At 72.3% G+C, this 26,657-nt stretch carries 24 protein-coding genes; 10 read left to right on the forward strand and 14 right to left on the reverse strand.

Annotated features, from left to right (window positions below; all coding sequences use genetic code 11):
- Positions 1-2 precede the first annotated feature (2 nt).
- Positions 3-1,805: a bifunctional metallophosphatase/5'-nucleotidase gene (locus OG753_RS13060; protein WP_405792644.1), complete on the forward strand. Its 1,803-nt coding sequence runs from the start codon at positions 3-5 to the stop codon at positions 1,803-1,805.
- Positions 1,806-2,041: 236 nt separating this feature from the next.
- Here OG753_RS13060 and OG753_RS13065 read toward each other — a convergent pair whose 3' ends face one another.
- The 5 genes from OG753_RS13065 to OG753_RS13085 form a co-directional block, all read right to left on the reverse strand.
- Positions 2,042-3,199: an ALF repeat-containing protein gene (locus OG753_RS13065; RefSeq protein ID WP_405788523.1), complete on the reverse strand. Its 1,158-nt coding sequence runs from the start codon at positions 3,197-3,199 to the stop codon at positions 2,042-2,044.
- Positions 3,200-3,351: 152 nt separating this feature from the next.
- Positions 3,352-4,761 (reverse strand): lysine N(6)-hydroxylase/L-ornithine N(5)-oxygenase family protein, encoded by a 1,410-nt coding sequence (locus OG753_RS13070; RefSeq protein WP_405788524.1) that lies wholly within the window; start codon positions 4,759-4,761, stop codon positions 3,352-3,354.
- On the reverse strand, positions 4,758-6,158 hold the full coding sequence (locus OG753_RS13075; protein WP_405788526.1) for a pyridoxal phosphate-dependent decarboxylase family protein: 1,401 nt from the start codon (positions 6,156-6,158) through the stop codon (positions 4,758-4,760). The genes OG753_RS13070 and OG753_RS13075 overlap by 4 nt, the downstream gene beginning before the upstream one ends.
- Positions 6,159-6,670: 512 nt before the next feature.
- Positions 6,671-9,211: an aminopeptidase N gene (gene pepN / locus OG753_RS13080; protein ID WP_405788528.1), complete on the reverse strand. Its 2,541-nt coding sequence runs from the start codon at positions 9,209-9,211 to the stop codon at positions 6,671-6,673.
- Between the two features lie 32 nt (positions 9,212-9,243).
- Entirely contained in the window at positions 9,244-9,618 is a 375-nt protein-coding gene (locus OG753_RS13085) for a chorismate mutase (protein WP_327261971.1), read from the reverse strand.
- A 133-nt stretch (positions 9,619-9,751) separates the two neighbouring features.
- Here OG753_RS13085 and OG753_RS13090 point away from each other — a divergent pair, with 133 nt between their 5' ends.
- Both OG753_RS13090 and OG753_RS13095 read left to right on the forward strand, forming a co-directional pair.
- The gene (locus OG753_RS13090) at positions 9,752-10,183 is read left to right on the forward strand and encodes a hypothetical protein (protein ID WP_327261972.1); all 432 of its coding nucleotides are present in this window, start codon (positions 9,752-9,754) and stop codon (positions 10,181-10,183) included.
- The gene (locus OG753_RS13095; protein ID WP_327261973.1) at positions 10,180-10,569 is read left to right on the forward strand and encodes a transcriptional regulator; all 390 of its coding nucleotides are present in this window, start codon (positions 10,180-10,182) and stop codon (positions 10,567-10,569) included. The genes OG753_RS13090 and OG753_RS13095 overlap by 4 nt, the downstream gene beginning before the upstream one ends.
- A gap of 256 nt (positions 10,570-10,825) precedes the next feature.
- Here OG753_RS13095 and OG753_RS13100 read toward each other — a convergent pair whose 3' ends face one another.
- The 3 genes from OG753_RS13100 to OG753_RS13110 form a co-directional block, all read right to left on the reverse strand.
- Positions 10,826-11,974, reverse strand: coding sequence for a sensor histidine kinase (locus tag OG753_RS13100; protein WP_405788531.1), 1,149 nt, complete (start codon positions 11,972-11,974; stop codon positions 10,826-10,828).
- A 250-nt stretch (positions 11,975-12,224) separates the two neighbouring features.
- The gene (locus OG753_RS13105) at positions 12,225-12,881 is read right to left on the reverse strand and encodes a response regulator transcription factor (RefSeq protein WP_327261975.1); all 657 of its coding nucleotides are present in this window, start codon (positions 12,879-12,881) and stop codon (positions 12,225-12,227) included.
- 142 nt (positions 12,882-13,023) lie between these two features.
- On the reverse strand, positions 13,024-13,776 hold the full coding sequence (locus OG753_RS13110; RefSeq protein ID WP_405792646.1) for a serine protease: 753 nt from the start codon (positions 13,774-13,776) through the stop codon (positions 13,024-13,026).
- Between the two features lie 172 nt (positions 13,777-13,948).
- Here OG753_RS13110 and OG753_RS13115 point away from each other — a divergent pair, with 172 nt between their 5' ends.
- Entirely contained in the window at positions 13,949-14,872 is a 924-nt protein-coding gene (locus OG753_RS13115) for a hypothetical protein (protein ID WP_327261977.1), read from the forward strand.
- Between the two features lie 112 nt (positions 14,873-14,984).
- The gene (locus OG753_RS13120; protein ID WP_327261978.1) at positions 14,985-15,659 is read left to right on the forward strand and encodes an HAD family acid phosphatase; all 675 of its coding nucleotides are present in this window, start codon (positions 14,985-14,987) and stop codon (positions 15,657-15,659) included.
- Between the two features lie 469 nt (positions 15,660-16,128).
- Here OG753_RS13120 and OG753_RS13125 read toward each other — a convergent pair whose 3' ends face one another.
- The 3 genes from OG753_RS13125 to OG753_RS13135 form a co-directional block, all read right to left on the reverse strand.
- Positions 16,129-16,572 carry a VOC family protein gene (locus OG753_RS13125; RefSeq protein ID WP_327261979.1) on the reverse strand — a complete coding sequence of 148 codons (444 nt, stop codon included), beginning with the start codon at positions 16,570-16,572 and terminating at the stop codon, positions 16,129-16,131.
- A 148-nt stretch (positions 16,573-16,720) separates the two neighbouring features.
- The gene (locus tag OG753_RS13130) at positions 16,721-17,632 is read right to left on the reverse strand and encodes an SDR family oxidoreductase (RefSeq protein ID WP_327261980.1); all 912 of its coding nucleotides are present in this window, start codon (positions 17,630-17,632) and stop codon (positions 16,721-16,723) included.
- A gap of 1 nt (position 17,633) precedes the next feature.
- Positions 17,634-18,398, reverse strand: coding sequence for an SDR family oxidoreductase (locus OG753_RS13135; protein WP_327261981.1), 765 nt, complete (start codon positions 18,396-18,398; stop codon positions 17,634-17,636).
- Between the two features lie 56 nt (positions 18,399-18,454).
- Between OG753_RS13135 and OG753_RS13140 the strand changes: the two genes are divergently transcribed.
- Genes OG753_RS13140 through OG753_RS13160 form a run of 5 tightly spaced genes read left to right on the forward strand, consistent with a single transcriptional unit; the run spans position 18,455 to position 22,926 of the window.
- Positions 18,455-19,204 (forward strand): enoyl-CoA hydratase family protein, encoded by a 750-nt coding sequence (locus OG753_RS13140; RefSeq protein ID WP_327261982.1) that lies wholly within the window; start codon positions 18,455-18,457, stop codon positions 19,202-19,204.
- Positions 19,201-20,106, forward strand: coding sequence for a CoA-transferase (locus OG753_RS13145; protein WP_327261983.1), 906 nt, complete (start codon positions 19,201-19,203; stop codon positions 20,104-20,106). The genes OG753_RS13140 and OG753_RS13145 overlap by 4 nt, the downstream gene beginning before the upstream one ends.
- Positions 20,103-20,858, forward strand: a complete 756-nt coding sequence (locus OG753_RS13150) for a CoA-transferase (protein ID WP_327261984.1) — start codon at positions 20,103-20,105, stop codon at positions 20,856-20,858. The genes OG753_RS13145 and OG753_RS13150 overlap by 4 nt, the downstream gene beginning before the upstream one ends.
- 16 nt (positions 20,859-20,874) lie before the next feature.
- Complete coding sequence (locus tag OG753_RS13155; protein WP_327266732.1) at positions 20,875-21,966, forward strand: nitronate monooxygenase; 1,092 nt, start codon at positions 20,875-20,877, stop codon at positions 21,964-21,966.
- 30 nt (positions 21,967-21,996) lie between these two features.
- Entirely contained in the window at positions 21,997-22,926 is a 930-nt protein-coding gene (locus tag OG753_RS13160) for a tyrosine-protein phosphatase (protein ID WP_327261985.1), read from the forward strand.
- A gap of 104 nt (positions 22,927-23,030) precedes the next feature.
- Here OG753_RS13160 and OG753_RS13165 read toward each other — a convergent pair whose 3' ends face one another.
- From OG753_RS13165 to OG753_RS13175, 3 genes are all read right to left on the reverse strand, one after another.
- Positions 23,031-24,710 (reverse strand): DEAD/DEAH box helicase, encoded by a 1,680-nt coding sequence (locus tag OG753_RS13165; protein WP_327261986.1) that lies wholly within the window; start codon positions 24,708-24,710, stop codon positions 23,031-23,033.
- A 101-nt stretch (positions 24,711-24,811) separates the two neighbouring features.
- Positions 24,812-25,015, reverse strand: a complete 204-nt coding sequence (locus OG753_RS13170) for a cold-shock protein (RefSeq protein WP_030010141.1) — start codon at positions 25,013-25,015, stop codon at positions 24,812-24,814.
- A 464-nt stretch (positions 25,016-25,479) separates the two neighbouring features.
- Complete coding sequence (locus OG753_RS13175; RefSeq protein ID WP_327261987.1) at positions 25,480-26,637, reverse strand: acetyl-CoA C-acetyltransferase; 1,158 nt, start codon at positions 26,635-26,637, stop codon at positions 25,480-25,482.
- Positions 26,638-26,657 lie beyond the last annotated feature (20 nt).

Here is a 26,657-nt window from a genome sequence, read left to right on the forward strand (position 1 = left end):
GCATGGCGTTCGACCGTAGGACTTTTCTGGGAACCACGGCTGCGACGGGTGCGGCTGTGGCGTTGGCGGGGGCCACGAGCACCCCGGCCGCCGCGGCCCCGCAGGATGCGCAGGAGTCCGGGCCCCGGACGTACTCGTTCACGGTGATGGGTACGACCGATCTGCACGGAAATGTCTTCAACTGGGACTACTTCACGGATGCGGAGTTCGACGACAAGGCGCACAACGACGTCGGTCTGGCGAAGATCTCCACGCTGGTGGATCAGGTGCGGGCGGAGAAGGGGCGCCGCAACACGCTGCTGATCGACGCGGGTGACACGATCCAGGGCACGCAATTGTCGTACTACTACGCGAAGGTGGATCCGATCACCGCGCGGCGCGGTCCGGTGCACCCGATGGCGCAGGCGATGAACGCGATCGGTTATGACGCGGCGGCGCTGGGGAACCACGAGTTCAACTACGGGATACCGGTGCTGCGGAAGTTCGAGGAGCAGTGCGATTTCCCGCTGCTGGGGGCGAACGCGCTGGATGCGAAGACGCTGCGGCCGGCGTTCGCGCCGTACAGCATGCACAAGCTGCGCACGCCCTGCGGGCGGGACGTGAAGGTGGCGGTGCTGGGGCTGACGAACCCGGGTATCGCGCTCTGGGACAAGGCGAACGTGCAGGGGAAGATGACGTTCCCGGGGCTGGAGGAGCAGGCGGCGAAGTACGTGCCGAAGCTGCGGTCGATGGGCGCCGATGTGGTGATCGTGTCGGCGCATTCCGGTTCGAGCGGTACGTCCTCGTACGGGGACCAGCTGCCGTACGTCGAGAACGCGGCGGCGCTGGTGGCGGAGCAGGTGCCGGGGATCGACGCGATCCTGGTCGGGCACGCGCACACGGAGATCCCGGAGTACCGGGTGAAGAACAGGGCGACCGGCAAGGACGTGGTGCTGTCGGAGCCGCTGAAGTGGGGGCAGCGGCTGACGCTGTTCGACTTCGAGCTGACGTGGGCGAAGGGCCGCTGGTCGGTGGCGAAGGTCGCGGCGAAGGTGCTGAACTCGAACGCGGTCGCGGAGGACAAGAAGATCACGCGGCTGCTGTCGGACGAGCACCGCAAGGTGGTGGCGTACGTGAACCAGGTGATCGGTACGTCGACGCAGGCGATGTCGTCGGCGGAGGGGCCGGTCAAGGATGTCGCGATCATCGATCTGATCAACCACGTGCAGGCGGAGACGGTGAAGGGGGCGCTGGCCGGTTCGGAGTGGGCGGCGCTGCCGGTGCTGTCGCAGGCGTCGTGCTTCTCGCGGACGGCGGCGATTCCGGCGGGTCAGGTGACGATCCGGGACGCGGCGGGTCTGTATCCGTTCGAGAACACGATGGAGGCGCGGCTGCTGACGGGCGCGCAGTTGAAGGACTATCTGGAGTATTCGGCGCGGTACTTCGTGCGGACGGCGCCGGGTGATGCGGTGGATCCGGCGAAGCTGACGAACTCCGAGGGTGTGCCGGACTACAACTACGACGCGGTGTACGGGCTGGCGTACGACATCGACATCGCGCAGCCGGTGGGTTCGCGGATCACGGGGCTGTCGTTCCAGGGGAAGCCGGTGGATCCGGCGGCGCAGTTCGTGTTCGCGGTGAACAACTACCGGGCGTCCGGTGGCGGGAACTTCCCGCACGTGCCGCAGGCGAAGCAGCTGTGGGCGAACTCGGACGAGATCCGCAACACGATCATCCAGTGGGTGAAGGCGAAGGGGACGATCGACCCGGCGCAGTTCGCGTCGGTGGACTGGCGGCTGACGCGGGCCGGGGTTTCGGTGTTCTAGGTCCTGTCGTCGAAGGAGCGCCGGTGGGGCCCGTGGTGTCCGGCGCCGTGCATCGCAAGGCGGAGGGGCGCCCGAGTACTGGACGTACTTGGGCGCCCCGACAACGCGGCGAGGTGCGGTGCCGGGCGCCGCGGGCCAGGCGGGACTTCGACGACAGGGCCTTAGGCCGTCTGGGCGGGACGGGGTGGCCGGCCGTGGTGTGCTGCGGCCGGCCACCCTTGAGGGTGCGGGTTCGGTCAGCGTCCGGCGCCGGCGCGGCGCATGCGGGCCGCGAGGAGCATTCCGGCGCCGGCGATGAGCGTGGAGCCCGCGCCGCCTGCGATCAGGGTGGTGTGGTCGCCCGTGCCGGTGGTGGCGAGGGGGGCACCGCCCTGGCCCTGGGGGGTGACGGTGGTGTTGCCGGAGCCGGCGTCGGTGGTCGTGCCGCCGGTGCCGGAGCCGTTGCCCTTGCCCTTGTCGCCGTCCTGGCCGTCGTGGCCGTCCCGGCCGGGGGCGGGCTTCTCCTTGTCCTTGGCCGCCTGGTCCTTGGCGCGGGCCTCGTGCTGGCCCGTCTTGAGGAACTCGGTCCGGTCGGCGGGGGTGCCGGCGAGCGCGGCGCGGCCGGCCTTGACGAGTTCCGGACCGCCACCGTCGATGATCCTGGCGATGGCGACGCGGTTGTCCTGGTCGCGCAGCTCGTACTGGGTCACTTCCAGGAAGTGGCGCAGCTCGGCGGGGGTGGGCGTTCCGTTCATCAGCTTGCTGATGGCGTCGCTGAGGATCGGGCCGTCCCAGCCCTCGTCGATGCGGGCCAGTTCGACCAGGTCGTCGGAGGCCTGGGCGAGGTACCGGCCGGTCTTCAGGAACTCCGCGCGGTCGGCGGGGGTGCCCTGCAGGGCCTTCTTGCCGGCTTCCTTGACTGCGGTGCCGCCGGTGCCGATCAGCCGGGAGATCTCGACCTTGTTGTCGTCGTCGCGCAGTTCGTGCTGGGTGACGTCGTAGAAGTGGCGCAGCTCTTCGATGGTGTCCCCGTTGCTGAGGATCTTGTTGATGCCTCCCTTCAGGCCGGGTCCGGCGCCCGGGAGGAGGCGCAGGATCGCGATGCGGTAGTCGTCCATGCGGATCTTGTGCTGGTCGACTTCGATGAACTTGCGCATGGCCTGTGGGCCGTCGGCGATGGCCTTGCGGCCGGCTTCCTTCATGAACTCGCTGGCCATCGGGTGGGCGATGATCGCGAGGATGGTCTTGCGGTCCTCTTCGGCCTGGTCGGGCACGGTCTGGTCCGGCGTGGTCGGTGCCGGCTGGTTGCCGGGTGCCGGGGCGTCGGGGCCGGCGGCGAACGCCGGTGACGCGATGAGGACGGCCGGAGCAAGGGCAGCGGTGGTGACCGCTGCGGCGATCCGGGAAAACTTCACAGACAAAACCCCCTGGAAACGTTTCTTCGACAGAAGGGACGTTCGATCTGTCCGGATAGTTGTACCGGTAATGTTCCCGCCCCTCGTGGCGGCCTGGTGGCGGCACCGAGGCGTGCGGGGGCGGGGTCTCGGTCACCGGGCGGCGGGGCCTTTCAGGGGTGGTCGACGAGGGGGCGGAGTTCGCCGACGGGCCGGGGGCGGGTGTGCTCGCGCTGTTCGAGGCCGAAGGTGGTGAAGGCGGTGCGTTCCGGCTGGGGGTAGGGCTCTTTGCCGGTGAGGGTGTTGAGGATGGCGGCGCTGCGCCAGGCCGCGAGGCCGAGGTCGGGGGCTCCGACGCCGTGGGTGTGGCGTTCGCCGTTCTGGACGAAGACGCTGCCGGTGACGGTGGGGTCGAGGATCATCCGGTAGCGGTCGTCGATGCGGGGGCGTCCGGAGGAGTCCTTGCGCAGGTACGGGTCGAGGCCTGCGAGGAGGCTGCCGAGGGGGCGTTCCCGGTAGCCGGTGGCGAGGACGACGGCGTCGGTGGTGAGCCGGGAGCGGGTGCCCTGCTCGAGGTGTTCGAGGTGGAGTTCGACTTTGGTGGTGGCGACGCGGCCGGCGGTGCGGACGGTGACTCCGGGAGTGAGGACGGCGTCGGGCCAGCCTCCGTCGAGGGTGCGGCGGTAGAGCTCTGCGTGGATGGCGGCGATGGTGCCGGCGTCGATGCCCTTGTGGAGTTGCCATTGTTCGGGGACGAGCCGGTCGCGTACGGGTTCGGGGAGGGAGTGGAAGTAGCGGGTGTAGTCGGGGGTGAAGTGCTCGAGGCCGAGCTTGGAGTACTCCATGGGGGCGAAGGAGGGGGTGCGGGCGAGCCAGGTGAGGCGTTCGCGGCCGGTGGGGCGGGCGCGGAGGAGGTCGAGGAAGACTTCGGCGCCTGACTGGCCCGATCCGATGACGGTGACGTGTTCGGCGCCGAGGATGCGCCGGCGATTGTCGAGGTAGTCGGCGGAGTGGATGACGGGGACGGTGGGGGCGTCGGCGAGGGGGCGCAGGGGTTCGGGGACGTAGGGGGCGGTGCCGATGCCCAGGGCGAGGTTGTGGGTGTAGGTGCGGCCGAGGGCTTCGACTTCGCCGGTGGCGTCGAGTTGGGTGAAGTCGACTTCGAAGAGGTCGCGTTCGGGGTTCCAGCGGACGGCGTCGACCTGGTGCCCGAAGTGGAGTCCGGGGAGGCGGCCGGCGACCCATCGGCAGTAGGCGTCGTATTCGGCGCGGTGGATGTGGAACTGCTCGGCGAAGTAGAAGGGGAAGAGCCGTTCCTTGTGCTTGAGGTAGCTGAGGAAGCTCCAGGGGCTGGCCGGGTCGGCGAGGGTGACGAGGTCGGCGAGGAAGGGGACCTGGAGGGTGGCTCCTTCGATGAGGAGGCCGGGGTGCCAGCGGAAGTCGCGGCGCTGGTCGTAGAAGGCGGTGGCGAGTTCGCCGGCTCCTTGTTGCGGGAGGCCGTGGGCGAGGGCTGCGAGGGACAGGTTGAAGGGGCCGATCCCGATTCCGACGAGGTCGTGGGGGGCTTCGAGCTGGGCGGTCATCGGTGGGTGCTGCCTTCCAGGAGGGCGATGAGGGTGTCCAGGTCCCCCGCTGTGGTGTGCGGGTTGAGCAGGGTGGCCTTGAGCCACAGGCGGCCGTCGGCGTGGGTGCGGCCGAGGACGGCGCGGCCTTGGTGCAGGAGGGTGCGGCGCAGGGTGGCGAGTTGGTCGTCGTCGGCGTGGGTGGGCCGGAAGAGGACGGTGGTGAGGGTGGGGGGTGCGTGGAGTTCGAAGCCGGGGTGGGCGTCGAGGAGCCGGGCGAGGTGGTGTGCGGTGTCGACGGTGCGGTCGATGAGTGCGGCGAGGCCGTCGCGGCCGAGGGCGCGGAGGGTGGTGGCGATCTTGAGGGCGTCGGGGCGGCGGGTGGTGCGCAGGGAGCGGCCGAGGAGGTCGGGGAGGCCCGCTTCGGTGTCGTCGGTGGCGTTGAGGTAGTCGGCCTGGTGGGCGAGGGGGGCGAGGAGGCCGGTGTCGGGGACGACGAGGAGGCCGGCGGCGACGGGCTGCCAGCCGAGTTTGTGCAGGTCGACGGCGAGGGAGTGGGCGCGGCCGAGTCCGGCGAGTTTGTCGCGGTGGCGGGGACTGAGGGCGAGGAGGCCGCCGTATGCGGCGTCGATGTGGAGGTCGGCGCCGTAGCGGTCGCAGAGGTCGGCGATGCGGTGGATCGGGTCGATGAGGCCTGCGTCGGTGGTGCCGGCGGTGGCGGTGACCAGGGTGGGGCCGGGGGTGGTGGCGAGGGCTTCGGCGAGGCGGGCGGGGTCGAGGACGCCGGTGGGGGTGGGGAGTTCGGTGGCCGGGGGGAGGCCGAGGAGCCAGGCGGCGCGCGGGACGGAGTGGTGGGCGTTGGCTCCGTGGAGGACGGTCAGGGCGGGGCCGTGGCGTTCGCGGGCGAGGAGCAGGGCGAGTTGGTTGGCTTCGGTGCCGCCGGTGGTGACGAGCGCGTCGGGGTGGGGGGTGTCGTAGAACTCGGCGGCGAGGGTGCGGGTGAGGAGGGCCTCCACGGCGGAGGCGGCGGGGGCCTGGTCCCAGGAGTCGAGGGAAGGGTTCAGCACGCTGGCGGCGAGGTCGGCGGCTGCCGCGACGGCGAGCGGGGGGCAGTGCAGGTGGGCTGCGCAGAGGGGGTCGGCGGGGTCCGCGGCGCCGGCGGCGAGCGTGTGGACGAGGGTGCGGAGGGCTTCGTGGTCGCCGGTGCCGTGGGCGGGGAGTACGCCGGCGTCGCCGAGGGCGGCGTGGACGCGGGCGGTGACGGCGTCGGGGCCGCCGGCGGGGAGGGGGCCGCGGCGGGCTTCGGCGCCGGTGGTGAGGGCGTCGAGAACGGTGTCGAGGAGGGGGCGCAGGGCGGTGGGGCCGTTCGCGCCTCCGGCGAGCGGGGGTGTTGCGCGTTTGCCGGGCGGCGCGGTCATCGGGTCCTCCGGGGGCTGGCCGGGTGCGGTGGGAGGCACCTGGCAGCCAGTACAACGATCAGACCCGAATGGGGTAACCGCCGGGGTTTGTCCGAATCGGTGGTGGCGTGTGGGGGGGCTTGGCGGGGGCGGGGCCCTGCCGGGGCGGGGCGGGGGCCGGGCCGGGAGGGGGGTCGGGAGGGGGCCGGGGTGGGGGGTCCGGGGCCGGGGTGGGGGGTCCGGGGCCGGGTGGGGGGTCCGGGGCCGGGGTGGGGGGTCCGGGGCCGGTGCCGGGGCGGGGTGTCGTCCGGGACTGCATGATTTATGGCGCCCTGGCGGCGGTTTTGCCTCGTACGGGCTGCTACCGCGCCAACAAATCACGTTTTACGTCCCGGACAACACCCCGCCCCGTCCCCGTCCCCGGCCCCCGGTCGCGGTTCCCCGTCCCCGGCCCCCGGTCGCGGTTCCCCGTCCCCGGCCCCCGGTCGCGGTTTCCCGTCGTCGGCTCCGGCTTTCGGCTTCGGCTCAGAGCACTACTGGCCTCGGACCTTCAGTGCGCGGGCGAGGTCGTCCAGCTGGTCGACCAGTTTGCGGCGCAGGAGGGGGAGGATGTCCGGGTCGCCGAGGCAGGTGCGGCCGGCCTGGAGGTTGGCCTCGTCGATGGCGTGGACCGGGAAGGCGTAGCGGCCCGCGGCTTCGCCGATGGCGGGGCCGCGGCGGGCGCCGAGGGCGACCGCGTCGGGGTAGTAGCGAGTCACGTACTCGGTGGTGAGGTCGCTCTGTTCGGGCTGCCAGAAGCCCTGGGCGGTGGCGCTGAAGAGGTAGTTGGACAGGCTGTCGTCATGGAAGAGGCGGTCCCAGGCGGCGGCCTTGGCCTCGGGGGTGGGGAGGGCGGCACGGCAGCGGGCGGCGCCTTCCTGGCCGGTGGCGCTGGTGTCGGCCTCGAGGGCGGCGTCGATGTCGGCCTCGTCGACGGCGCCGAGGACGGCGAGGCGGCCGAGGATGCGCCAGCGCAGCTCGGGGTCGAGGGCGGGGCCTCCGGGGACGGTGTCGTCGGTGAGCCAGGCGGCGATGGTGTCGGGCTGGGTGGCGCTGTCGACGAGGGTGCGTACGGCGGTCAGCCGCATGCCGGGTTCGGAGCCGTCCTCGGTGCGCCGCAGGAGGTCGCGGGCGATGGTGGTGAGGGTGGCGAGGGCTGCGGTGCGCTCGTCGGGGGCGACGAAGCGTACGGCGATCTGGGTGCGGGCGAAGGTGAGGACGCCCTGGACGATGGCGAGGTCGTCCTCCTCGGGCAGGTGCGCCGCGGCGGTCGTCAGGTAGTCGTGCGGGTCGAGTTCGCCGTCGCGGACCATGTCGCGCAGGGCGTTCCAGACGACGGCGCGGGTGAGGGCGTCGGGGATGCCGGCCAGGCCGCGCAGGGCCGTTTCGAGGGAGTGCTCGTCGAGCCGGACCTTGGCGTAGGTCAGGTCGACGTCGTTGAGGACGAGGAGGGCGGGGCGGGCCCCGGTGACGGAGATGATCTCGTCGGAAGGGACGTCGAGGTCGAGGAGTTCGCGCAGTTCCAGGAAGCGGCCGTCGACGGGGTCGCGGTCGTAGACGCCGACGGCGATGTGGTGGGGGCGGCTGCCGCTGCGGTCGACGGTGAGGGTCCAGCCGGGGGCGCTGTCGGGGCCGCCCTCGGATTCCTCGATGCGGGGGGTGAGGGTGTCGATTCCGGTGGTGCGCAGCCAGATGCCGGCCCAGGCGCGGACGTCGCGTTCGGTGTGGGCGGCGAGGGAGTCGATGAAGTCGTCGAGGGAGGCGTTGGCGAACTTGTGGCGGGTGAAGTGGGTGTTGATGCCGGCCAGGAAGTCCTTCTCGCCGAGCCAGGCGACGAGCTGGCGCAGGGCGGAGGCGCCCTTGGCGTAGGAGATGCCGTCGAAGTTGAGGAGGGCCGAGGCGGTGTCGGGGACGTCTTCGGGGGCGGGGGCGACGGGGTGGGTGGAGGGGCGCTGGTCGGCGTCGTAGCCCCAGGGCTTGCGGGTGACGCCGAAGTCGGTCCAGGTGTCGGTGAAGCGGGTGGCTTCGGTGAGGGTCTGGTAGCCCATGTATTCGGCGAAGGATTCGTTGAGCCAGATGTCGTCGAACCAGGCGAGGGTGACGAGGTCGCCGAACCACATGTGGGCCATCTCGTGGGCGATGACCATGGCCCGGGACTGGCGTTCGGTGTCGGTGACGGCGGAGCGGAAGATGAACTCGTCGCGGAAGGTGACGAGTCCGGGGTTCTCCATGGCGCCGGCGTTGAACTCGGGTACGAAGGCCTGGTCGTAGGAGTCGAAGGGGTAGGGCTCGGTGAACTTCTCCTGGTACCGGTCGAAGCAGTCCTTGGTGATGGAAAGGATTTCCTGGGCGTCGACGTCCATGTGGGGTGCGAGGGACTGGCGGCAGTGGATGCCGAAGGGCAGTCCGGCGTGCTGGGTGCGGACGCTGTGCCAGGGGCCGGCGGCGACGGCGGCGAGGTAGGTGGAGATGAGGGGGGTGGGGGCGGACTGCCAGACGCCGGCGCCGCTGCCGTCGGGGGCGTCGCCGGTGCGGGTGGTGATGCCGTTGGCGAGGACGGTCCAGTGTGCGGGGGCGGTGACGGTGAATTCGAAGACGGCCTTGAGGTCGGGCTGGTCGAAGGCCGGGAAGACCCGCTGGACGTCGTCCAGGAACATCTGGCTGTAGACGTACGTGTGTCCGTCCGCGGGGTCGGTGAAGCGGTGCAGGCCCTCGCCGGTGCGGGAGTAGCGCATGAGGGTGTCGAGGTGCAGCTCGTGGTGGCCTTCGGTGAGGCCGGTGAGCGGGAGGCGGTTGTCCTCGAGGGTCGCCGGGTCGAGGGGGTTGCCGTCGAGGGTGGCGGAGCGCAGCTCGACGGGCTTCAGCTCGACGAAGGTGTCTGCGGCGGTCCGGGCGGTGAACCGGATGACGGTGGTGGAGCCGAAGGTTTCGTCGTCGTCGCCGGTGAGGTCGAGGGTCACGGCGTAGTGCTGGACGTCGAGGAGCTGGGCTCGGAGCTGCGCTTCGTTGCGCGTCAGTGCGGACATGGGGCCCATGCTGCCCCAGTGGGCGGCCGGACCCCGGTGTTCTACTCTTCGCCCGCAGCGATCGTCTCGTGGTGGCGGATGACCTCGGCGATGATGAAGTTGAGGAGCTTCTCGGCGAAGGCGGGGTCGAGTTTGGCGTTCTCGGCGAGCTGGCGCAGCCGGGCGATCTGGCTGGCCTCGCGGCCCGGGTCGGCGGGGGGCAGCTGGTGCCTGGCCTTGAGGTGGCCGACCTGCTGGGTGCACTTGAAGCGTTCGGCGAGCATGTGGACGACGGCCGCGTCGATGTTGTCGATGCTGTCGCGCAGTCGGGCGAGTTCGGCGGTGACGCTCTGGTCGATGCCCTCGTCGCCCTTGGCCGCGTCGTCGGCCGCACCCGCGCCCGTGCCGGTGCCGTTGTCGAGGTCGCTGATGTTCATGGTTCCCGAGAATACGTGGCGGCGGCCGCTGGTTCGTCGGGCAGTCGGCCTGTGAGACGGCGACCTTTACTTGCCAAAGTGGAAAGTGCTCGCCATAGTGGAAATCGACTGGAACGATCATCCGTGTGCGAGCTTGGGGGGACCTGTGGAGGAGACGGCGAAAGCGGTCGGGGCGCTGGGGCGGGCGGCCGGTGCGGAGAAGGCGGCGCGGCGGCGCAGCGGCTGGTACGCGCGCTACCTGTGGGCGTACGCGGCCGGGCAGCTGGTGCTCGTACCGGTGGCCGTGCTGTGGCACGGGCCGGTGTCCGGGGTGGTGTTCGCGGTGACCAACGCGCTGCTGGTGACCGGGCTGAGCGTGTACGCGGCGCGGCAGCGCGTGGTGCGGCGGGGGTTCGGTGTGAAGCACGGGGTGGTGATGGCGTCATGGGCGGTGGTGTTCGCCCTGACGATCACGGTCGGGGTCGCTGCCTTCGGGCACGGCGTGCCGTTCGCGGTGGCGGGCGCGCTGGCGTGTGCGCTGCCGCTGGCCGTCGGGGCCTGGACCGAGACGCGGGGCGCGGCATGACGGACGGGACGGACGGGACGGACGAGGGGGCTCCGGCCGCCGGGGCGGACAGCGGGGCGCAGGCGAAGCGCGGCGGTCATCCGCGGCACGATCTGGCGCCGCTGCTGAACGCGCCGGTACGGCTGTCGGTGGTGGCGGCGCTGGCGCCGCTGGACAAGGCCGAGTTCGGTTTCGTACGGGACCTGGTGGAGGTTTCGGACTCGGTGCTGTCCAAGCAGGTCGCGGCGCTGGAGGAGGCGGGCTGGGTGGCCGTCCGCAAGGGCCGGGTCGGACGCCGTCCGCGCACCTGGATCTCGCTGACCGCCGAGGGCCGGGCCGTCTACGAGCGGCACCTGGCCGCACTGCGGGCCATCGCGCTGGGGCAGCCCGGCAGTACGTCCGGCTAGGTCGTCTCTTTTGGATCTTGTCGGTCGGCCCGCGTCGTCCGGTGCCGTGCATCGCAAGGCGGAGGAGCGCCGTTGTACTGGACGTACTGCGGTGCTCCGACAACGCGGCGAGGTGCGGTGCCGGGCGACGCGGGCCTGGGGGCACCTCCCAGCGGTAGCTGGGGGAGCAAGATCCGAAAGAGACGACCTGGGCCGTGTCCTGCGGATCCTGTCGGCCGAGCCCGCGTTGTCCGGTGCCCGGCGTGATCGGCAGGACCTAGAGGGGCAGGGTCGCGGTGACGAGCCAGCCGCCCTCGGGGGTGGGGCCTGCGGTGAGGAAGCCGCCGAGGGCCTCGGCGCGCTCGGCCATGCCCGCCAGGCCGTAGCCGCCGCCCCGGGCGTTCTCGGAGAGTCCGGCCGGACGGCCGCCGTCGTCGGCGACGCGGACCTCCAGGCCGGCCGGGACGGTGCGCAGGGTGACCCGGACGGCGGTGGCCGTCGCCGCGTGCTTGCCGATGTTGGTGAGGGCTTCGAGGACGATGCGGTGGGCGGTGGCCGCGACATGGGCGGGGAGCCGGCCCTCCAGCCCTTTCTCGATGCCGAGGGTGACGGGCGGCCCGGTCACCGTGAAGCGTTCGGTGAGCTCGCGGATGTCGGCGAGGCCGGCGACCGGGTGGGTGGCGGCCGTGGTGTCCTCGTCCTCGCGGAGGATCTTGACGAGGCGGCGCATCGAGCCGAGGGCCTCGTCCCCGGCGTTCTCGATCCGGCCGAGGATCTCGGCCGCGCGTTCGGCGGAGACGTTGGTGAAGCGGGCGGCGCGCGCCTCGACGACGATGCCGGTGACGTGGTGGGCGACGAGGTCGTGGAGTTCGCGGGCGAGCTCCAGGCGTTCGGCGGTGCGGACGGCGCGCAGGTCGCGCACGCGCTGGGTGGCCTGCAGCCGCAGCACGAGCGAGTACGCGGCGACGACGACGGCGAGCACGGAGAAGAGCAGGGTGAACCGGCCCGGCGCGGCGTCCCGGGCCGGTACGGCCATGCAGCCGAGGGCGAGGACGGGGCCGAGGACGGCGGCGGTGCGGGCGGGGGCGCGGAGCAGGACCTGGGAGAGCAGGACGAGGAGGGCGAGGGCCTCCCCGCCGCCCCAGACGACGCGGGGGTGGTGGCTGAGCATCAGGAGGAGGGTGACGGTCCAGGTGACGGCGGCGGCGAACCGGGCGCGGGTGAGCAGGGGGACGGCGGGCCAGGGCGCGGCGCTGAGGCAGACGAGGATGCCGGACACCCAGACGGCGGCGTGCGGGAGGCTGGGCTGGCGGGCCAGGACGACGCCCTCGAAGGAGACGAGGGCGAGGAGGACGAGGGAGAGGGAGAGGCGCAGCCAGGTGGCGGCGTGCGGGTGGCTGCGTGCCCAGCCGGACAGGGGGCTCATCGGGTGGCCCTGGGCCGCTTCGGGGCCCGGCGTGGGCGTTGGCCTGCGGCGGCGGTACGGGGGCGGGTGCGGGAACGGCTGCGCGGGCGCGGGCCGGCTGCGCCGTGGCCTCCCGGGACTCCGCCCCGGAGCCCGCGCCTCAAACGCCGGCGGGGCTGGATGTGGCCGGGCTCCGAAAGGCCACGGGGCTGGATGTGCCCGGGACCGGAAAGGCCGCGGAGCTGGATGTGGCCGCGGGGCTGGACCGGGGTCACGCCGAGGTGGCGGCCAGGCCGCTTTCCCAGGCCCAGGCGGCGATCTCGACGCGGTTGCGGGCGTCGAGCTTGGCCTGGACGTTGGCCAGGTGGGTCTTGACCGTGGAGAGGGAGACGAAGAGCTCTGCTGCGATCTCCGCGTTCGTCAGCCCGCGCGCGAGGCAGCGTACGACGTCGCGTTCCCGCTCGGTCAGGGGTTCCGCGGGGCGTCCGGCCCGGGTGGCCGGGGTGCGCGGGGCCATTTCGCGCAGCAGCCGCACCGTGATGGCGGGTGAGACGAGGGAGTCGCCGACGGCCGCCGCCCGTACCGCTTCAACCAGCATGGCCGGGCTGGCGTCCTTCAGGAGGAAGCCGGATGCTCCGCCGTGGAGCGCCGCGTGGACGTACTCGTCGAGGTCGAAGGTGGTGACGATGACGATGTGCGGGCCGCCCTCTTCGCCGGACAGCCGGCGGGTGACTTCGAGGCCGTCGAGTTTCGGCATGCGGATGTCGAGGAGGAGGACGTCCGGCCGGTGTTCGGCGACGGCCGCGAGGGCCGCTTCGCCGTCGACGACGTCGGCGACCACTTCAATGTCCGGCTGGCTTTCGAGGATCATCCGGAAGCCGGTTCTGACCATCTCCTGGTCGTCCGCGATGACCACTCTGATCGCCATGCGCCACCTGCCCCACTGTCGAACGCTGCCGTCACCGGTTCACTCCCATGGGACGGGTGGGCGGGGCGGCCCGCAACCGCACGGCGGGGCGCCCCGTCCTTCCGGCCGGACCGGGCCCGGCCGGAAGGACGGTCAGGAGGGGCTACATGCCTGCCGCGGCGCTCTTGATCGCGGCGGCGAAGGTCGAGACCTCGGTGTACACGCCGGGGTAGTTGGGCCGGGCGCAGCCCTCGCCCCAGCTGACTATGCCGACCTGGATCCAGGCGTTGTTGTTGTCGCGGCGGAACATGGGGCCGCCGGAGTCGCCCTGACAGGTGTCGACGCCGCCCTGGGGCAGGCCGGCGCAGATCTCCTCGCTCGGGACGAGGGAGCTGCCGTACGCGGCCTTGCAGGTGGCGTCGGAGACGAAGGGGACGGTGGCCTTCATCAGGTACCGCTGCTGGCCGCCGCCCTCGCGAGTGGCTCCCCAGCCGGCGACGGTGAAGGTTCCGCTGTCGTAGGCCTTGGTCTCGGCGATCTTGAGGGTGGGCAGGTTGATGGGCTTGGCGAGCTTGATGAGGGCCCAGTCCTTGCCGGTGCCGTTGTAGCCGGGGGCCTGGAGGACCTTGGTGGACTTGACCTTGATGGCGCTGGAGCTGTTGAGGTCGACGACTCCGGCGGTGGCGGTGATGGAGGTGTTGTTGCCGGAGCCGTTCACGCAGTGGGCGGCGGTGAGGACGATCTGCTGGGTGTAGAGGGCGCCGCCGCAGCCCATGGAGAGGCGCACCATGAAGGGGAACTCGCCCTGGGCGGCGCGGGTGCCGCCTACGACCGGTGCCGTGCCGGCGGTGGCGGTGCCGGGCTGGAGGCTGACGGCGGCGAGGGCGACCGCTCCGACGGCGAGGGTGCGCTTCATGAACTGCACAAGGGTGGTCACAGTCAACACACTGCCTTTCGTGGGGGGTTGGGCTGTGCGTGCCATCGGGTGAATGACGGGTCCATGACACAACAGGCGTGTGGTGGACATCAAGAATGCAATTTCGGCCAACTCCCGCCCCTGCGGCAGGGATTGCTGTAAGGAGGGCCCGATGACGGAGAACGGGGGGCCGCGCGGCCCCATCGCGCACGGATTTCCGCATCTGGCGACCGTGCGCGCCTCGATCACCGCGCTCCACCGCCGGCTGTCGGCCGACGGGATCCGCGCCTACGACACGAGCCTGACCCCCGCCGACGCCGCCTTCGACGCCGACGACGACCTCCACCTGGGCGCGCAGCGGGTGGCCGCCGCGACGGTGCGCGCGCTGCAGCTGCCCGACGCGCGCATGGTGGTCTCCTTCCGGCCGATGGAGCAGGCGGCGACCGTGGAACTGGCCGCAGGTCCCGAGTACTTCGTCGAGGTCAACGACCGCTTCCGCACCCACCGCCGGGACCTGGCGGCGGCCCTGTCGCACGAGGTCGCGCACGTCCTGCTGCACCGTCTGGACCTGCGGTTCCCCGGCACCGAGGAGAACGAGATCCTCACCGACACGGCCGCCGCGTACCTCGGGGCGGGCTGGCTGCTCCTGGACGCCTACCGTGAGGACGCGCTGACCCACCAGAGGTTCGGCTACCTCACCCCGGAGGAGTTCGGCTACGTCCTGGCCAAGCGTGCCGCACTGTTCGGCGAGGACCCCTCCCCCTGGTTCACCAGCCCTCAGGCGTACGAGGCGTACGTGCGCGGGCGCGCGCTGGCCGGGCGCGAGCACCGCCGGGCCCCGCTGGCGGCGGCCGGGCCGCTGGCGCGGCGGCGGTACGCGAAGGCGCGGCGCGCGGGGGCCGGTGCGGGCGAGGCGGGCGACACGGGTGACACGGGTGGCGGATCCGCGTACCGCTTCGAACGGGGCGGCTCCGGCGCCGGGTTGCTGGTGAGCTTCCCGTGCCCGGTGTGCGCCCAGCGGCTGAGGGTTCCGGTGCGCGGGCGGCTGCGGGCCCGGTGCGGTCTGTGCCGCACCGTCCTCGACTGCCTCACGTAGATCCATTCATCACGCGGCCACGAAAAGTTTCCTACCGGCCAGTAGACAGGGGGTCGGTTCTCGCCAACTCTGGTCACGTACATGCCAACTCGTGACCGAGGGAGCGCCCCCCATGCGCAGTACCCGCACCCCCCGCACCCGCATGCCCCGTACCGCCGCCGCAGTGGCCGCGGCCGCCGCCGTCCTGACGCTGGTTCCGGCCACCATCGCCCAGGCCGCGCCCGTTCCGGCGCCCGCCTCCGCGTCCCCGGCCGCCTCCGCGCCCGGCGGCAACGCGGCGATCCTCGGCATCGACTACGCCACCTGGCAGCGGGACGTCGCCGCCGTCGTCGACGCGGCCCGGCCCGCCATCGAGGCGCGCATCGCCGCCTCACCGGCCGGCGAGAAGCCCGCCCTCGTCCTCGACATCGACAACACCTCGCTGGAGACGGACTTCCACTGGTTCTGGACGTTCCCGACCCCCGCGATCTCCAAGGTCCGCGCGCTGACCCAGTACGCGCACGCGCGCGGTGTCGCGATCTTCTTCGTGACCGCCCGCCCCGGGATCATCCACTCCCTGACCGAGCACAACCTCAGGGCCGTGGGTTACCCGATCTCGGGGCTCTACGTCCGTGACCTGCCCGACCTGTTCGAGGAGGTCAGCGCCTACAAGACGGGCAAGCGGGCGGAGATCGAGGCACGCGGCTACACGATCATCGCGAACATCGGCAACAGCCCGACCGACCTCGTCGGCGGTCACGCGGAGCGCACCGTCAAGCTGCCGGACTACAACGGCAAGCTGTCCTGACCCGAGCACGGTGTCAACGGGGCGGCGGATCGTGCGAGTCCGCCGCCCCGCCGCCCCGGCCGAGTCCGGCAGCGACGGCGTTGACCGCTCCGGCATTCCGCGCTCCGGGCGGGCTGCGTCAGCGCTGCCCCAGGACCCGCAACCGGCGGTCTCGGAACAGGAAATGGACAACTTGATGGGCCGGCTGCGGTTCAGCGAGTGGATGTAGCGGGTAGTCATAGGACATCGCACCGATGAAGACTCGGGCCCGACCCCTCGCCAGGGGGCCGGGCCCGCTTCCGTGCCACGCCGTTTCAGCCCTCGTAGGGTGATCCGCAGCGGGTCGTCGCCGAGCCGTCGTGCCTGGCAGGCCAGGATGTACCCCTCGGCGAGGTCCGTCTCGTCCAGGACCTCGTTGCCGGGGACGGCCCCCCGGGGCTCGGCGCCCGGGCCCCGGGGGTTTGCGGCGGCCGTCAGCGCCCGGGCGCGGTCACTGCCCCGGAGCGGCCTCGCCCGGCAGGTTCAGCTGCCAGGAGACGCCGAAGCGGTCGTTGACCCAGCCGAAACGGGTGCTGAAGCCGTACGAGCCGAGCGGCATCAGCTCGCTGCCCTGCTCGGAGAGGGCTCCGTAGAGGCGTTCGATCTCGGCTTCGCTCTCGCACTGGACGTAGAGCGACACCGCGGGCGTGAAGCCGAATGCGTGCTTGGCCGGGCTGTCGATGCACATGAACGTCTGCCCGGCCAGGGAGAAGGCCGCGTGCCGTACGGTCCCCTCCTCCCCGGCTCCCGCCGCGGCCTCGTCGGCGCCGTAGTGGCTGATGCCCAGCACCTCGGCGTCCTCGAACAGCGAGAGGTAGAAGGTCATCGCCTCCTCCGCACGCCCCTCGAACATCAGGAACGTGGTGATCTTCTGCGGGCTCGGCGTGATGGTCATCGCTGGTCCTGTCCCTTCGCTCTCCGGTCCTCCCGGACCAGAAACCCTAGGGGGTCCCCTGTCGATCGGGCCGGACGCGGGACGGGACGCGGGCCCGGATCCGGGACGGCCCGCGCCCGCACCGCCCGGCCCGCACCGCCCGGCCCGGTCACCGCGCGCCGTAGACCGGGAGCGGAGCCTGCGCCGACGCGAGGAGTTTCAGCGCGGCCTCCCCCGCCTCCGCCGGGGTCCACCGTGCGCCCCGGTCCGCCGTGGGACCCGGCCGCCAGCCCTCCATCACCGTGATCCGGCCGCCCTCCGCCTCGAAGACCCGGCCCGTGACGCCCGCCGAGGCGTCCGCTCCCAGCCACACCACCAGCGGGGACACGTTCTCCGGGGCCATCGCGTCGAAGCCGCCCGCCTCCGGGGCGGCCATCGTCTCGGCGAAGGTCTGCTCCGTCATCCTGGTCCGCGCCGCCGGGGCGATCGCGTTGACCTGCACCCCGTAGCGGCCCATCTCCTCCGCGGCGACCATCGTCAGGCCGAGGATGCCCGCCTTGGCCGCGCTGTAGTTGCCCTGGCCGACCGAGCCCAGCAGCCCGGCCCCGGAGGAGGTGTTGACCACCCGGGCCGCCACGGGCCGGCCCGCCTTCGCCTCCGCCCGCCACCACGCGGCCGCCGACCGCAGCGGCAGGAAGTGCCCCTTCAGGTGCACCCGCATGACCGCGTCCCAGTCGTCCTCGTCCAGGTTGACCAGCATCCGGTCCCGCAGGAAGCCCGCGTTGTTGACCAGTGTGTCGAGCCGCCCGAAGGTGTCCACGGCCGCCGCGACCAGCGAGGCGGCACCCTGTGACGTGGCGATGTCCCCGCCGTGGGCCACCGCCTCCCCTCCGAGCGCCCCGATCTCGGCCACCACCTGCGCCGCCGGGCTGTCGGGGCCCGGCCGACCGTCCAGCCCGACCCCCAGGTCGTTCACGACGACCCTCGCCCCCTCCGCCGCGAACGCCAGCGCATGCGCGCGCCCCAGCCCCCGGCCCGCGCCCGTCACGATCACGACCCGGCCCTCGCACAGTCCCGCCATCTCAGCTCTCCTTGTTGACAGTTGCCGCATCCAGGAAGGCGGGGCGCTCCCCGCCCCCGTGCACCAGCAGGCTCGCCCCGCTCACGTACGCCGCCCGGCCGGAGGCCAGGAACACGGCCGCCTCCCCCACGTCCGAGGGGTCGGCCAGCCGCCCCAGCGGGACGGTGGCGCCGACCGACGCGATGCCTGCCTCGTCCCCGTAGTGCAGGTGCGCCAGTTCGGTCCGCACCATGCCCAGGACCAGCGAGTTGACCCGTACTTCGGGGGCCCATTCGACGGCCATGGACCGGGCCAGGTTCTCCAGTCCCGCCTTGGCCGCGCCGTACGCCGCCGTCCCCGGTGAGGGCCGGGTGCCGCTGACGCTGCCGATCATCACCACCGAGCCCCGGGCCTCCCGCAGCCAGGGGTACGCCGCCAGCGAGGCCGTCATCGGTGCGAGGAGGTTGAGCTCGACGACCCGTGCGTGGCGCTGCGCCTCGCCCTCTCCCAGCAGCCGGTACGGGGTTCCGCCCGCGTTGTTGACCAGACAGTCGAGCCGCCCGTACCGGCCCGCGACCGCGCCGAAGAACTCGTGCACGGCGGCGGGTTCACGCAGGTCGACCGGGATGAAGGCGGCCTTGCGGCCGTCCGCCGACACCGGTTCCTCCGGGGGCCGCCGGGCGCAGACGACCACGTCCGCGCCGGCCGCGAGGAACGACCGGGCGATTCCGGCGCCGACGCCCCGGGTTCCTCCGGTGACGACGACAACCCTCCCGTCGAGCTCCATAGGCTGCTACCTTCCTCACCTAACAAATGTTTGGTGGAAAGGTAGCTGATCCGCTCATGGGTGTCTCCACCTCAAGCCCGGACAAGGGCATCGCACTGGTCACAGTCGACTTCCCGCCCGTCAACGCGCTCCCGGTACAGGGCTGGTACGACCTCGCCGACGCCCTGCGCGCCGCCGGCCGCGATCCGGAGGTCCGGTGCGTGGTGCTCGCCGCCGAGGGCCGCGGCTTCAATGCCGGCGTCGACATCAAGGAGATGCAGCGCGACACCGGACACGCGGCCCTCGTCGGCGCCAACCGGGGCTGCTACGAGGCCTTCGCCGCCGTGTACGAGTGCGAGGTGCCGGTCGTCGCGGCCGTGAACGGCTTCTGCCTGGGCGGCGGCATCGGACTCGTCGGCAACGCCGACGCGATCGTCGCCTCCGACGACGCGACCTTCGGCCTGCCCGAGCTGGACCGGGGCGCGCTCGGCGCCGCCACCCACCTGGCCCGGCTGGTCCCGCAGCACCTGATGCGCGCGCTGTACTACACCTCGCGCACCGCGACCGCCGCCGAACTGCACGCCCACGGCTCGGTGTGGAGGGTGGTCCCACGGGCGGAGCTGCGCGCGGCCGCCCTGGAACTGGCCGCCGAGATAGCGAAGAAGGACGGCTACCTGATCCGGCTCGCGAAGGCGGCCATCAACGGGATCGACCCCGTGGACGTGCGCCGCAGCTACCGCTTCGAGCAGGGCTTCACCTTCGAGGCCAACCTCAGCGGGGTGGCCGACCGGGTCCGCGACACCTTCGGGAAGGGAGAGCACGCATGACCGCCAGGACGGAAGGCTCCGCCAGGACGGACTCGGCCGACAGGGCCGACAGGGCCGACAAGGTACTGACCCCCGAAGAAGTGGTCGGGCAGCTCCGCAGCGGGATGACCATCGGCATCGGCGGCTGGGGGTCCCGGCGCAAGCCCATGGCCCTGGTGCGAGCACTGCTCCGGTCGGAGATCACCGATCTCACCGTGATCTCCTACGGCGGCCCCGACGTCGGCCTGCTGGCCGCCGCCGGCCGGATCCGCCGGCTGGTCGCCCCCTTCGCCACCCTCGACTCCATCCCGCTGGAGCCACACTTCCGGGCCGCCCGCGAGCGCGCCGCCTTCACCCTCACCGAGCTCGACGAGGCCATGTTCATGTGGGGCCTGCACGCCGCCGCCAACCGGCTGCCCTTCCTCCCCGTCCGCGCCGGCCTGGGCTCCGACGTGATGCGGGTCAACCCGGAGCTGCGTACCGTCACCTCGCCCTACGACGACGGCGAGGAGCTCGTCGCCGTCCCCGCCCTGCGCATGGACGCCGCCCTGGTCCACCTGAACCGCGCCGACCGCCTCGGCAACGCCCAGTACCTGGGCCCGGACCCGTACTTCGACGACCTCTTCTGCGAGGCCGCCGACGCCGCCTACGTCTCCTGCGAGCAGCTCGTCGAGACCGCCGAGCTCGCCAAGGCGGGGCCGCCGCAGTCCCTCCTCGTCAGCCGCCACTCCGTGACCGGGGTCGTGGAGTGCCCGAACGGCGCGCACTTCACCTCCTGCGCCCCCGACTACGACCGCGACGAGGCCTTCCAGAAGCTGTACGCGGCCACCCCCTGGACCGAGTTCTCGGCGCGCTTCCTGTCCGGGGCGAGCGAGCACGACTACCAGTCGGCCGTCCGGACCTGGCACGAGGAGCAGCAGTGACGACCACCGGGACCACCACCGCCCCCCGCACCGTCTCCCGCGCCGAGTACTGCGTGATCGCGTGCGCCGAGGCCTGGCGCGACAACGGCGAGGTGCTCGCCAGTCCGATGGGCCTGATCCCCTCCTTCGGGGCCCGCCTCGCGAAGCGGACCTTCTCCCCCGACCTGCTGCTGACCGACGGCGAGGCCATGCTCGTCGGGCTGGACGGCTCGGCCGAGGGCTGGCTCCCGTACCGGCGTCATCTGACGATGGTGACCGGCGGCCGACGGCACGTGATGATGGGCGCCAGCCAGATCGACCGGTTCGGCAACCAGAACATCTCCTGCATCGGTGACTGGGAGCGGCCGGCCCGCCAGCTCCTCGGGGTGCGCGGCGCGCCCGTCAACACCCTGAACAACCCGGTGAGTTACTGGGTGCCCAAGCACTCCACCCGGGTGTTCGTCGAGCGCGTGGACATGGTCAGCGGTGTCGGCTACGACCGCGCGGAGGCGGCCGGGGTGACGCGCTTCCACCGGCTGCCCCGGGTGGTGAGCGATCTCGGCGTCTTCGACTTCGGCGGGCCCGGCCACGCGATGCGCCTGGCCTCCCTCCACCCGGGGGTCACCGTCGAGGACGTCCGTGCGGCCACCGGCTTCGAGCTGGTGATCGCGGGCGAGGTCCCGTGCACACGGGAGCCGTCCGCCGAGGAGCTGCGGCTGATCCGCGAGGTGATCGACCCCAAGGGGCTGCGCGACCGGGAAGTGCGGGTCTGAGGCGATGGCGACGACGATACGGACGGCCTTCACCGAGCTGGTCGGGGTCGAGCACCCCCTGGTGCAGACGGGCATGGGCTGGGTCGCCGGGCCCCGTCTGGTGTCGGGCGCGGCCAACGCGGGGGCGCTGGGCATCCTGGCCTCGGCCACGATGACCGTGGACCAGCTGCGTTCGGCGGTCCGCGAGGTCAAGTCCCGCACGCCGGACGGCACTCCCTTCGGGGTCAATCTGCGGGCGGACGCCGGGGACGCGGCCGAGCGCGTGCGACTGATCATCGACGAGGGAGTGCGGGTCGCCTCGTTCGCGCTCGCGCCGTCCGAGGAGCTGATCGGGCGGCTGAAGGACGCGGGGGTGGTGGTCATCCCGTCGATCGGGGCCCGGCGGCACGCCGAGAAGGTGGCCGCGTGGGGCGCCGACGCGGTGATCGTGCAGGGCGGCGAGGGCGGCGGTCACACCGGGGACGTGGCCACGACGGTGCTGCTGCCGCAGGTCGTGGACGCCGTGGACATCCCGGTGATCGCGGCGGGCGGCTTCAGCGACGGGCGCGGCCTGGTCGCGGCCCTGTCGTACGGGGCCGCGGGCATCGCCATGGGCACCCGTTTCCTGCTGACCTCGGACTCCACCGTCCCGGACACCGTGAAGGCCGAGTACCTGAAGGCCACGGTCAAGGACGTCACCGTCACCACGGCCGTCGACGGGCTGCCGCACCGCATGCTCCGTACGGAGCTGGTCGACTCGCTGGAGCGGGCGGGCCGTACGCGGGCGCTGGTCCGGGCGGTGCGGCACGCGGCCGGCTTCCGGAAGCTGTCCGGCCTGAGCTGGTCGCAGATGGTCCGCGACGGGCTCGCGATGAAACACGGCAAGGACCTGTCCTGGAGCCAGGTCCTGCTCGCCGCGAACACCCCCATGCTCCTCAAGGCGTCCATGGTCGAGGGCCGTACGGACCTCGGCGTCATGGCATCGGGCCAGGTCGCGGGGGTGATAGACGATCTCCCGTCCTGCGCGGAGCTCGTCTCCCGCGTCATGGCCGAGGCACAACAGGCACTCGAAGCACTCGAAGCACTCGAAGCACTGCACATGCTCCGCACCCTGCCACCACCAGGGTGATCCCCCTTCTCCGTCACAGGAGTTGCCCATATGAGCCGTGCCCGCATCCGTCTGGCGAGAGCGGCGGCCGCCGCCGCTCTCGCCATCGGGATCCTGCCCGCCTCCGCGTACGCGGCGACGGCACCCGGAGCCGGGGTCAGTGCCCGGCACCACCAGCAGCAGGCCGAAACGATTCGCCAGATCCCCCTCCAGGGCGCCGTCAACCTCCGGGACCTCGGCGGCTACCGCACCTGGACCGGCGGCCAGGTCCGCCAGGGCCTGGTCTACCGCTCCGACGCACTGAGCAAGCTGACCGACGCAGACGTCACCACCGTCGCCGGTCTCGGCCTCAAGAAGGTCGTCGATTTCCGCATTCCGATGGAGCTCCAGTACGACGGCGCCGACCGGCTGCCCGCTGGCCTCTCCCCCACCGCACGCCCGGTCAGTGACCTCGGCCTCTACGGAACCCTCGTCGGCGCGATCGGCAGCGGCGATCCCGTGGTCCAGGAGCAGATGCTCGGCGGCGGCCGCGCCGAGGCCTACATGCGCGACATCTACCGCACCTTCGTGAGCAGCCCCGAGAACCGGGCGCAGTTCGCGGCGACCCTGCGGGAGATCGCCGACGGCCGGCAGGGCCCGGTCCTGTACCACTGCACGTCCGGCAAGGACCGGACCGGCTGGATGAGTTACGTCCTGCTGCGCGCCCTGGCCGTCCCCGAGGACACCGCGGAGCGCGACTACCTGGCGTCGAACACCTTCCGCGCCGCCTACGACGCCCGGGTGCGGGCGGGCCTGAAGCAGTCGGGCCGGATGCAGAACCCGGACCTGCTGATCCCGCTCCAGGAGGTCCGCCAGGACTACCTGGACTCGGCGACGGCCCAGCTGGAGGCCGACTACGGCAGCTTCTTCGGCTACCTGACGCAGGGCCTCGGCCTGGACCTGCGGACGCTGGCGAAGCTGCAGGACCGGATGGTCCGGTAGCGGGGGCGCCTGCCCCGGAGCGCACGATGCCGGGCAGCACGATGCCGGGCAGCGCGTCCTGCGCTGCCCGGCATCGTCGTGCCTGTGTCCTGCGGTGTGGCCGGTCAGACCGTCCGGCGGCGGCCCTGGCCACCGGAGCCGACCCTGCTGCGCGCGGAGGCCGCTGCCGCGCCACCGCCGGCGCCGCCCGTCCCGCGCCGGCTGCGCTCGCCGGTGCCGGTGGCCGCGCCACCGCCGCCCTGGCCGCCGCGACGGGCCTGGCCCGACCCGGAGGCCGCCGGGGCCTGCCCGGAGGCGCCCCCGCCGGAGCGGCGGGCACGGCCGCCGTTCGCCGGAGCGCTGCCCGTGGCGGCACCGGTGCGCGGTCCGCCCGAGCGGCGGCGCGAGCCGGAGCCCGTACCGGAGCCGGAGCGCTGCTTGGGCGCGGTCGGCTGCGGAACCTCCAGCACCACCGGGATGCCCGAGGGCTCCTTGGCGCCGGTCAGCCGGGCCAGTTCCTCGTCGGAGGACTTGATCTGCGCGGTGCGCGGGGAGATCCCGGCGTCCGACATCAGACGGGTCATGTCCCGCTTCTGGTCGGGGAGGACCAGGGTGACCACGCTGCCGGACTCACCGGCACGGGCGGTACGGCCGCCGCGGTGCAGGTAGTCCTTGTGGTCGCTGGGCGGGTCCACGTTGACCACGAGGTCGAGGTCGTCGATGTGGATGCCGCGCGCCGCAACGTTGGTGGCGACCAGCGCGGTGACCTCGCCCGTCTTGAACCAGTCCAGGGTGCGGTTGCGCTGCGGCTGGGAGCGGCCGCCGTGCAGGCCGGAGGCGCGCACGCCGTCGGCGAGCAGCTTCTTGACCATGCGGTCGACCCCGCGCTTGGTGTCGACGAACATGATCACCCGGCCGTCGCGAGCGGCTATGCGCGTCGCCACGGCCTTCTTGTCGGTCTCGTCCATGACGTACAGGACGTGGTGCTCCATGGTGGTGACCGCACCGGCCGACGGGTCGACGGAGTGGCCGACCGGGTCGGTCAGGAACATCTTGACGAGCTTGTCGATGTTCTTGTCCAGCGTCGCGGAGAACAGCATCCGCTGGCCGCCGGCCTCGACCTGCTTGAGCAGCGCCGTGACCTGCGGCATGAAGCCCATGTCGGTCATCTGGTCGGCCTCGTCGAGGACGGTGATCGAGACCTGCGAGAGGTCGGCGTCACCGCGGTCGATGAGGTCCTTCAGACGGCCGGGGGTGGCGACGAGCACCTCGGCGCCGCGGCGCAGGGCGCCCGACTGCCGGTTGATCGACATGCCGCCGACGACGGTCGCGATGCGCAGGTTGACAGCCGTGGCGTACGGGGCCAGCGCGTCGGTGACCTGCTGCGCGAGCTCACGGGTGGGTACGAGGACCAGCGCGAGCGGCGCCTTCGGCTGCGCGCGGCGGCCGGCAGTACGGGCCAGCAGCGCCAGGCCGAAGGCCAGCGTCTTGCCGGAGCCGGTGCGGCCGCGGCCGAGCAGGTCACGGCCGGCGAGCGAGTTCGGCAGCGTCGCGGCCTGGATCGGGAACGGCTCGGTGACGCCCTGGGCGGCGAGGGTCTTCAGCAGCGCCTCGGGCATGTCCATGTCGCCGAACGACTCGACCGGCGGCAGCGCCGGGGCGATCGGCTCGGGCATGGTGAATTCCTGGGGCCGGGCAACGGGCGCGGACTTCTGCCGTCCCGCGCCAGACTTCGGACGCCCCTGGGCCGCACCTCGACCCCGGGTGGGGCGGCGGCTGGGTCGTGCGGAGCTGGAGCTGGTCATGCGAGAAAGCCCTCCTGAAACCGGCAGGTAAAACAAAGGTCGAAACAGCAGACAAGCCGGGGCCCGCACCTCGCGGTGCGGACCCCGGCATGCTGAAGAACTTAGGCGGGGATGATGTTCTCCGCCTGGGGGCCCTTCTGGCCCTGGGTGACGTCGAAGGACACGCGCTGGCCCTCCTGGAGCTCACGGAAGCCCTGGGTGGCGATGTTCGAGTAGTGGGCGAAGACGTCCGGGCCGCCACCGTCCTGCTCGATGAAGCCGAAGCCCTTTTCCGAGTTGAACCACTTCACGGTGCCAAGTGCCATTTTAAATCTCCTGAATAGGCGGCAAAGGGCCCCATCCGGAGATTCCGGCAAAACAATAAAAGCGCCTGCGGAGCATTCCCGTCAGGCGCACATAAAGTTCATGGGTACCACAACTGCAACGAGCTCTAAGCTAGCACACCTCGCTGCGGGGAGTCCCGGGGCGAGGGGTGTGACCTGCACCCTCCGGCCCGTCGGCGGGGGTCCCGCCGGTGGCGCCGCGGGGCGGTCCGGGAGGCCGCAGGCCCGGTCCCCCTTGGGCCGTGGGCGGCCCGGTCCCGTCCGGACGCCCGCCCCGACCCCGGCGGCCCGATCCGCCCTGGGCGAAAAGATTCACCCCTACGGGTCGGACCGGGCCGGCCGGCGGGCGGCGGAAGTCCCTGGCGGTGGCCCGGCTGCCGGGCGTCCTGCGCGAGCCCGGCATACCGCGGGCTCCCTCCCTGCTCCCCTCGTGAGCGGTACCGCCGCTACAGCCGCTCGATGATCGTGACGTTGGCCTGGCCGCCGCCCTCGCACATGGTCTGCAGGCCGTAGCGGCCGCCGGTGCGTTCCAGTTCGTGCAGGAGGGTGGTCATCAGCTTCACCCCGGTCGCGCCCAGCGGGTGGCCCAGGGCGATCGCGCCACCGTTGACGTTGACCCGCTCCGGATCGGCGCCGGTCTCCTTCAGCCAGGCCAGCACCACCGGGGCGAAGGCCTCGTTGATCTCCACCAGGTCGATGTCGGCCAGCGACATGCCGGTCTTCTTCAGCGCGTACGCCGTGGCCGGGATCGGCGCGGACAGCATGCGGATCGGGTCCTCGCCGCGGACCGAGAGGTGGTGGATGCGGGCGCGCGGCCGCAGGCCGTGTTCCCGTACCGCCCGCTCGGAGGCGATCAGCATGGCCGCCGCTCCGTCCGAGACCTGGGAGGAGACGGCCGCGGTGATGGTGCCGCCCTCGACGACGGGCTTGAGGGTGGCCATCTTCTCCAGGGTCGTGTCCCGCCGCGGGCCCTCGTCGACGCTCACGTCGCCGTAGGCCACCGTCTCGCGGGCGAAGCGGCCCTCGTCGATGGCGCGGATCGCCCGCCGGTGGGAGCGGAGCGCGAACTCCTCCATGTCCTGCCGGGTGATCCCCCACTTCTGCGCGATGAGCTGCGCGCCGTGGAACTGGTTCACCGGGGCGTCCCCGTACCGGGCCCGCCAGCCCGCCGAGCCCGCGTACGGCCCCTCCGTGAGGCCGAGCGGCTCCGCCGCCTGCCGCGAGGCGAAGGCGATCGGGATCATCGACATGTTCTGGGTGCCGCCCGCGACCACGAGGTCCTGGGTGCCGGACAGGACGCCCTGCGCCGCGAAGTGCACCGCCTGCTGCGAGGACCCGCACTGGCGGTCGATGGTGACCCCGGGCACCTCCTCGGGCAGGCCGGCCGCCAGCCAGGCCGTCCGGGCGATGTCCCCCGCCTGCGGCCCCACCGTGTCGAGGCAGCCGAACACCACGTCCTCCACGGCGGCCGGGTCCGCCCCGGACCGCTCGATCAGTGCCTTCAGGACGTGTGCGCCCAGGTCGGCGGGGTGGACGGCGGCCAGGCCGCCCTTGCGCCGCCCCACGGGGGTGCGTACCGCATCGACTATGTAGGCCTCGGGCATCGGGACTCCTCAGACGGTCG

It is taken from the genome of Streptomyces sp. NBC_00029 (genome assembly GCF_045160505.1).
Classification (GTDB): domain Bacteria; phylum Actinomycetota; class Actinomycetes; order Streptomycetales; family Streptomycetaceae; genus Streptomyces.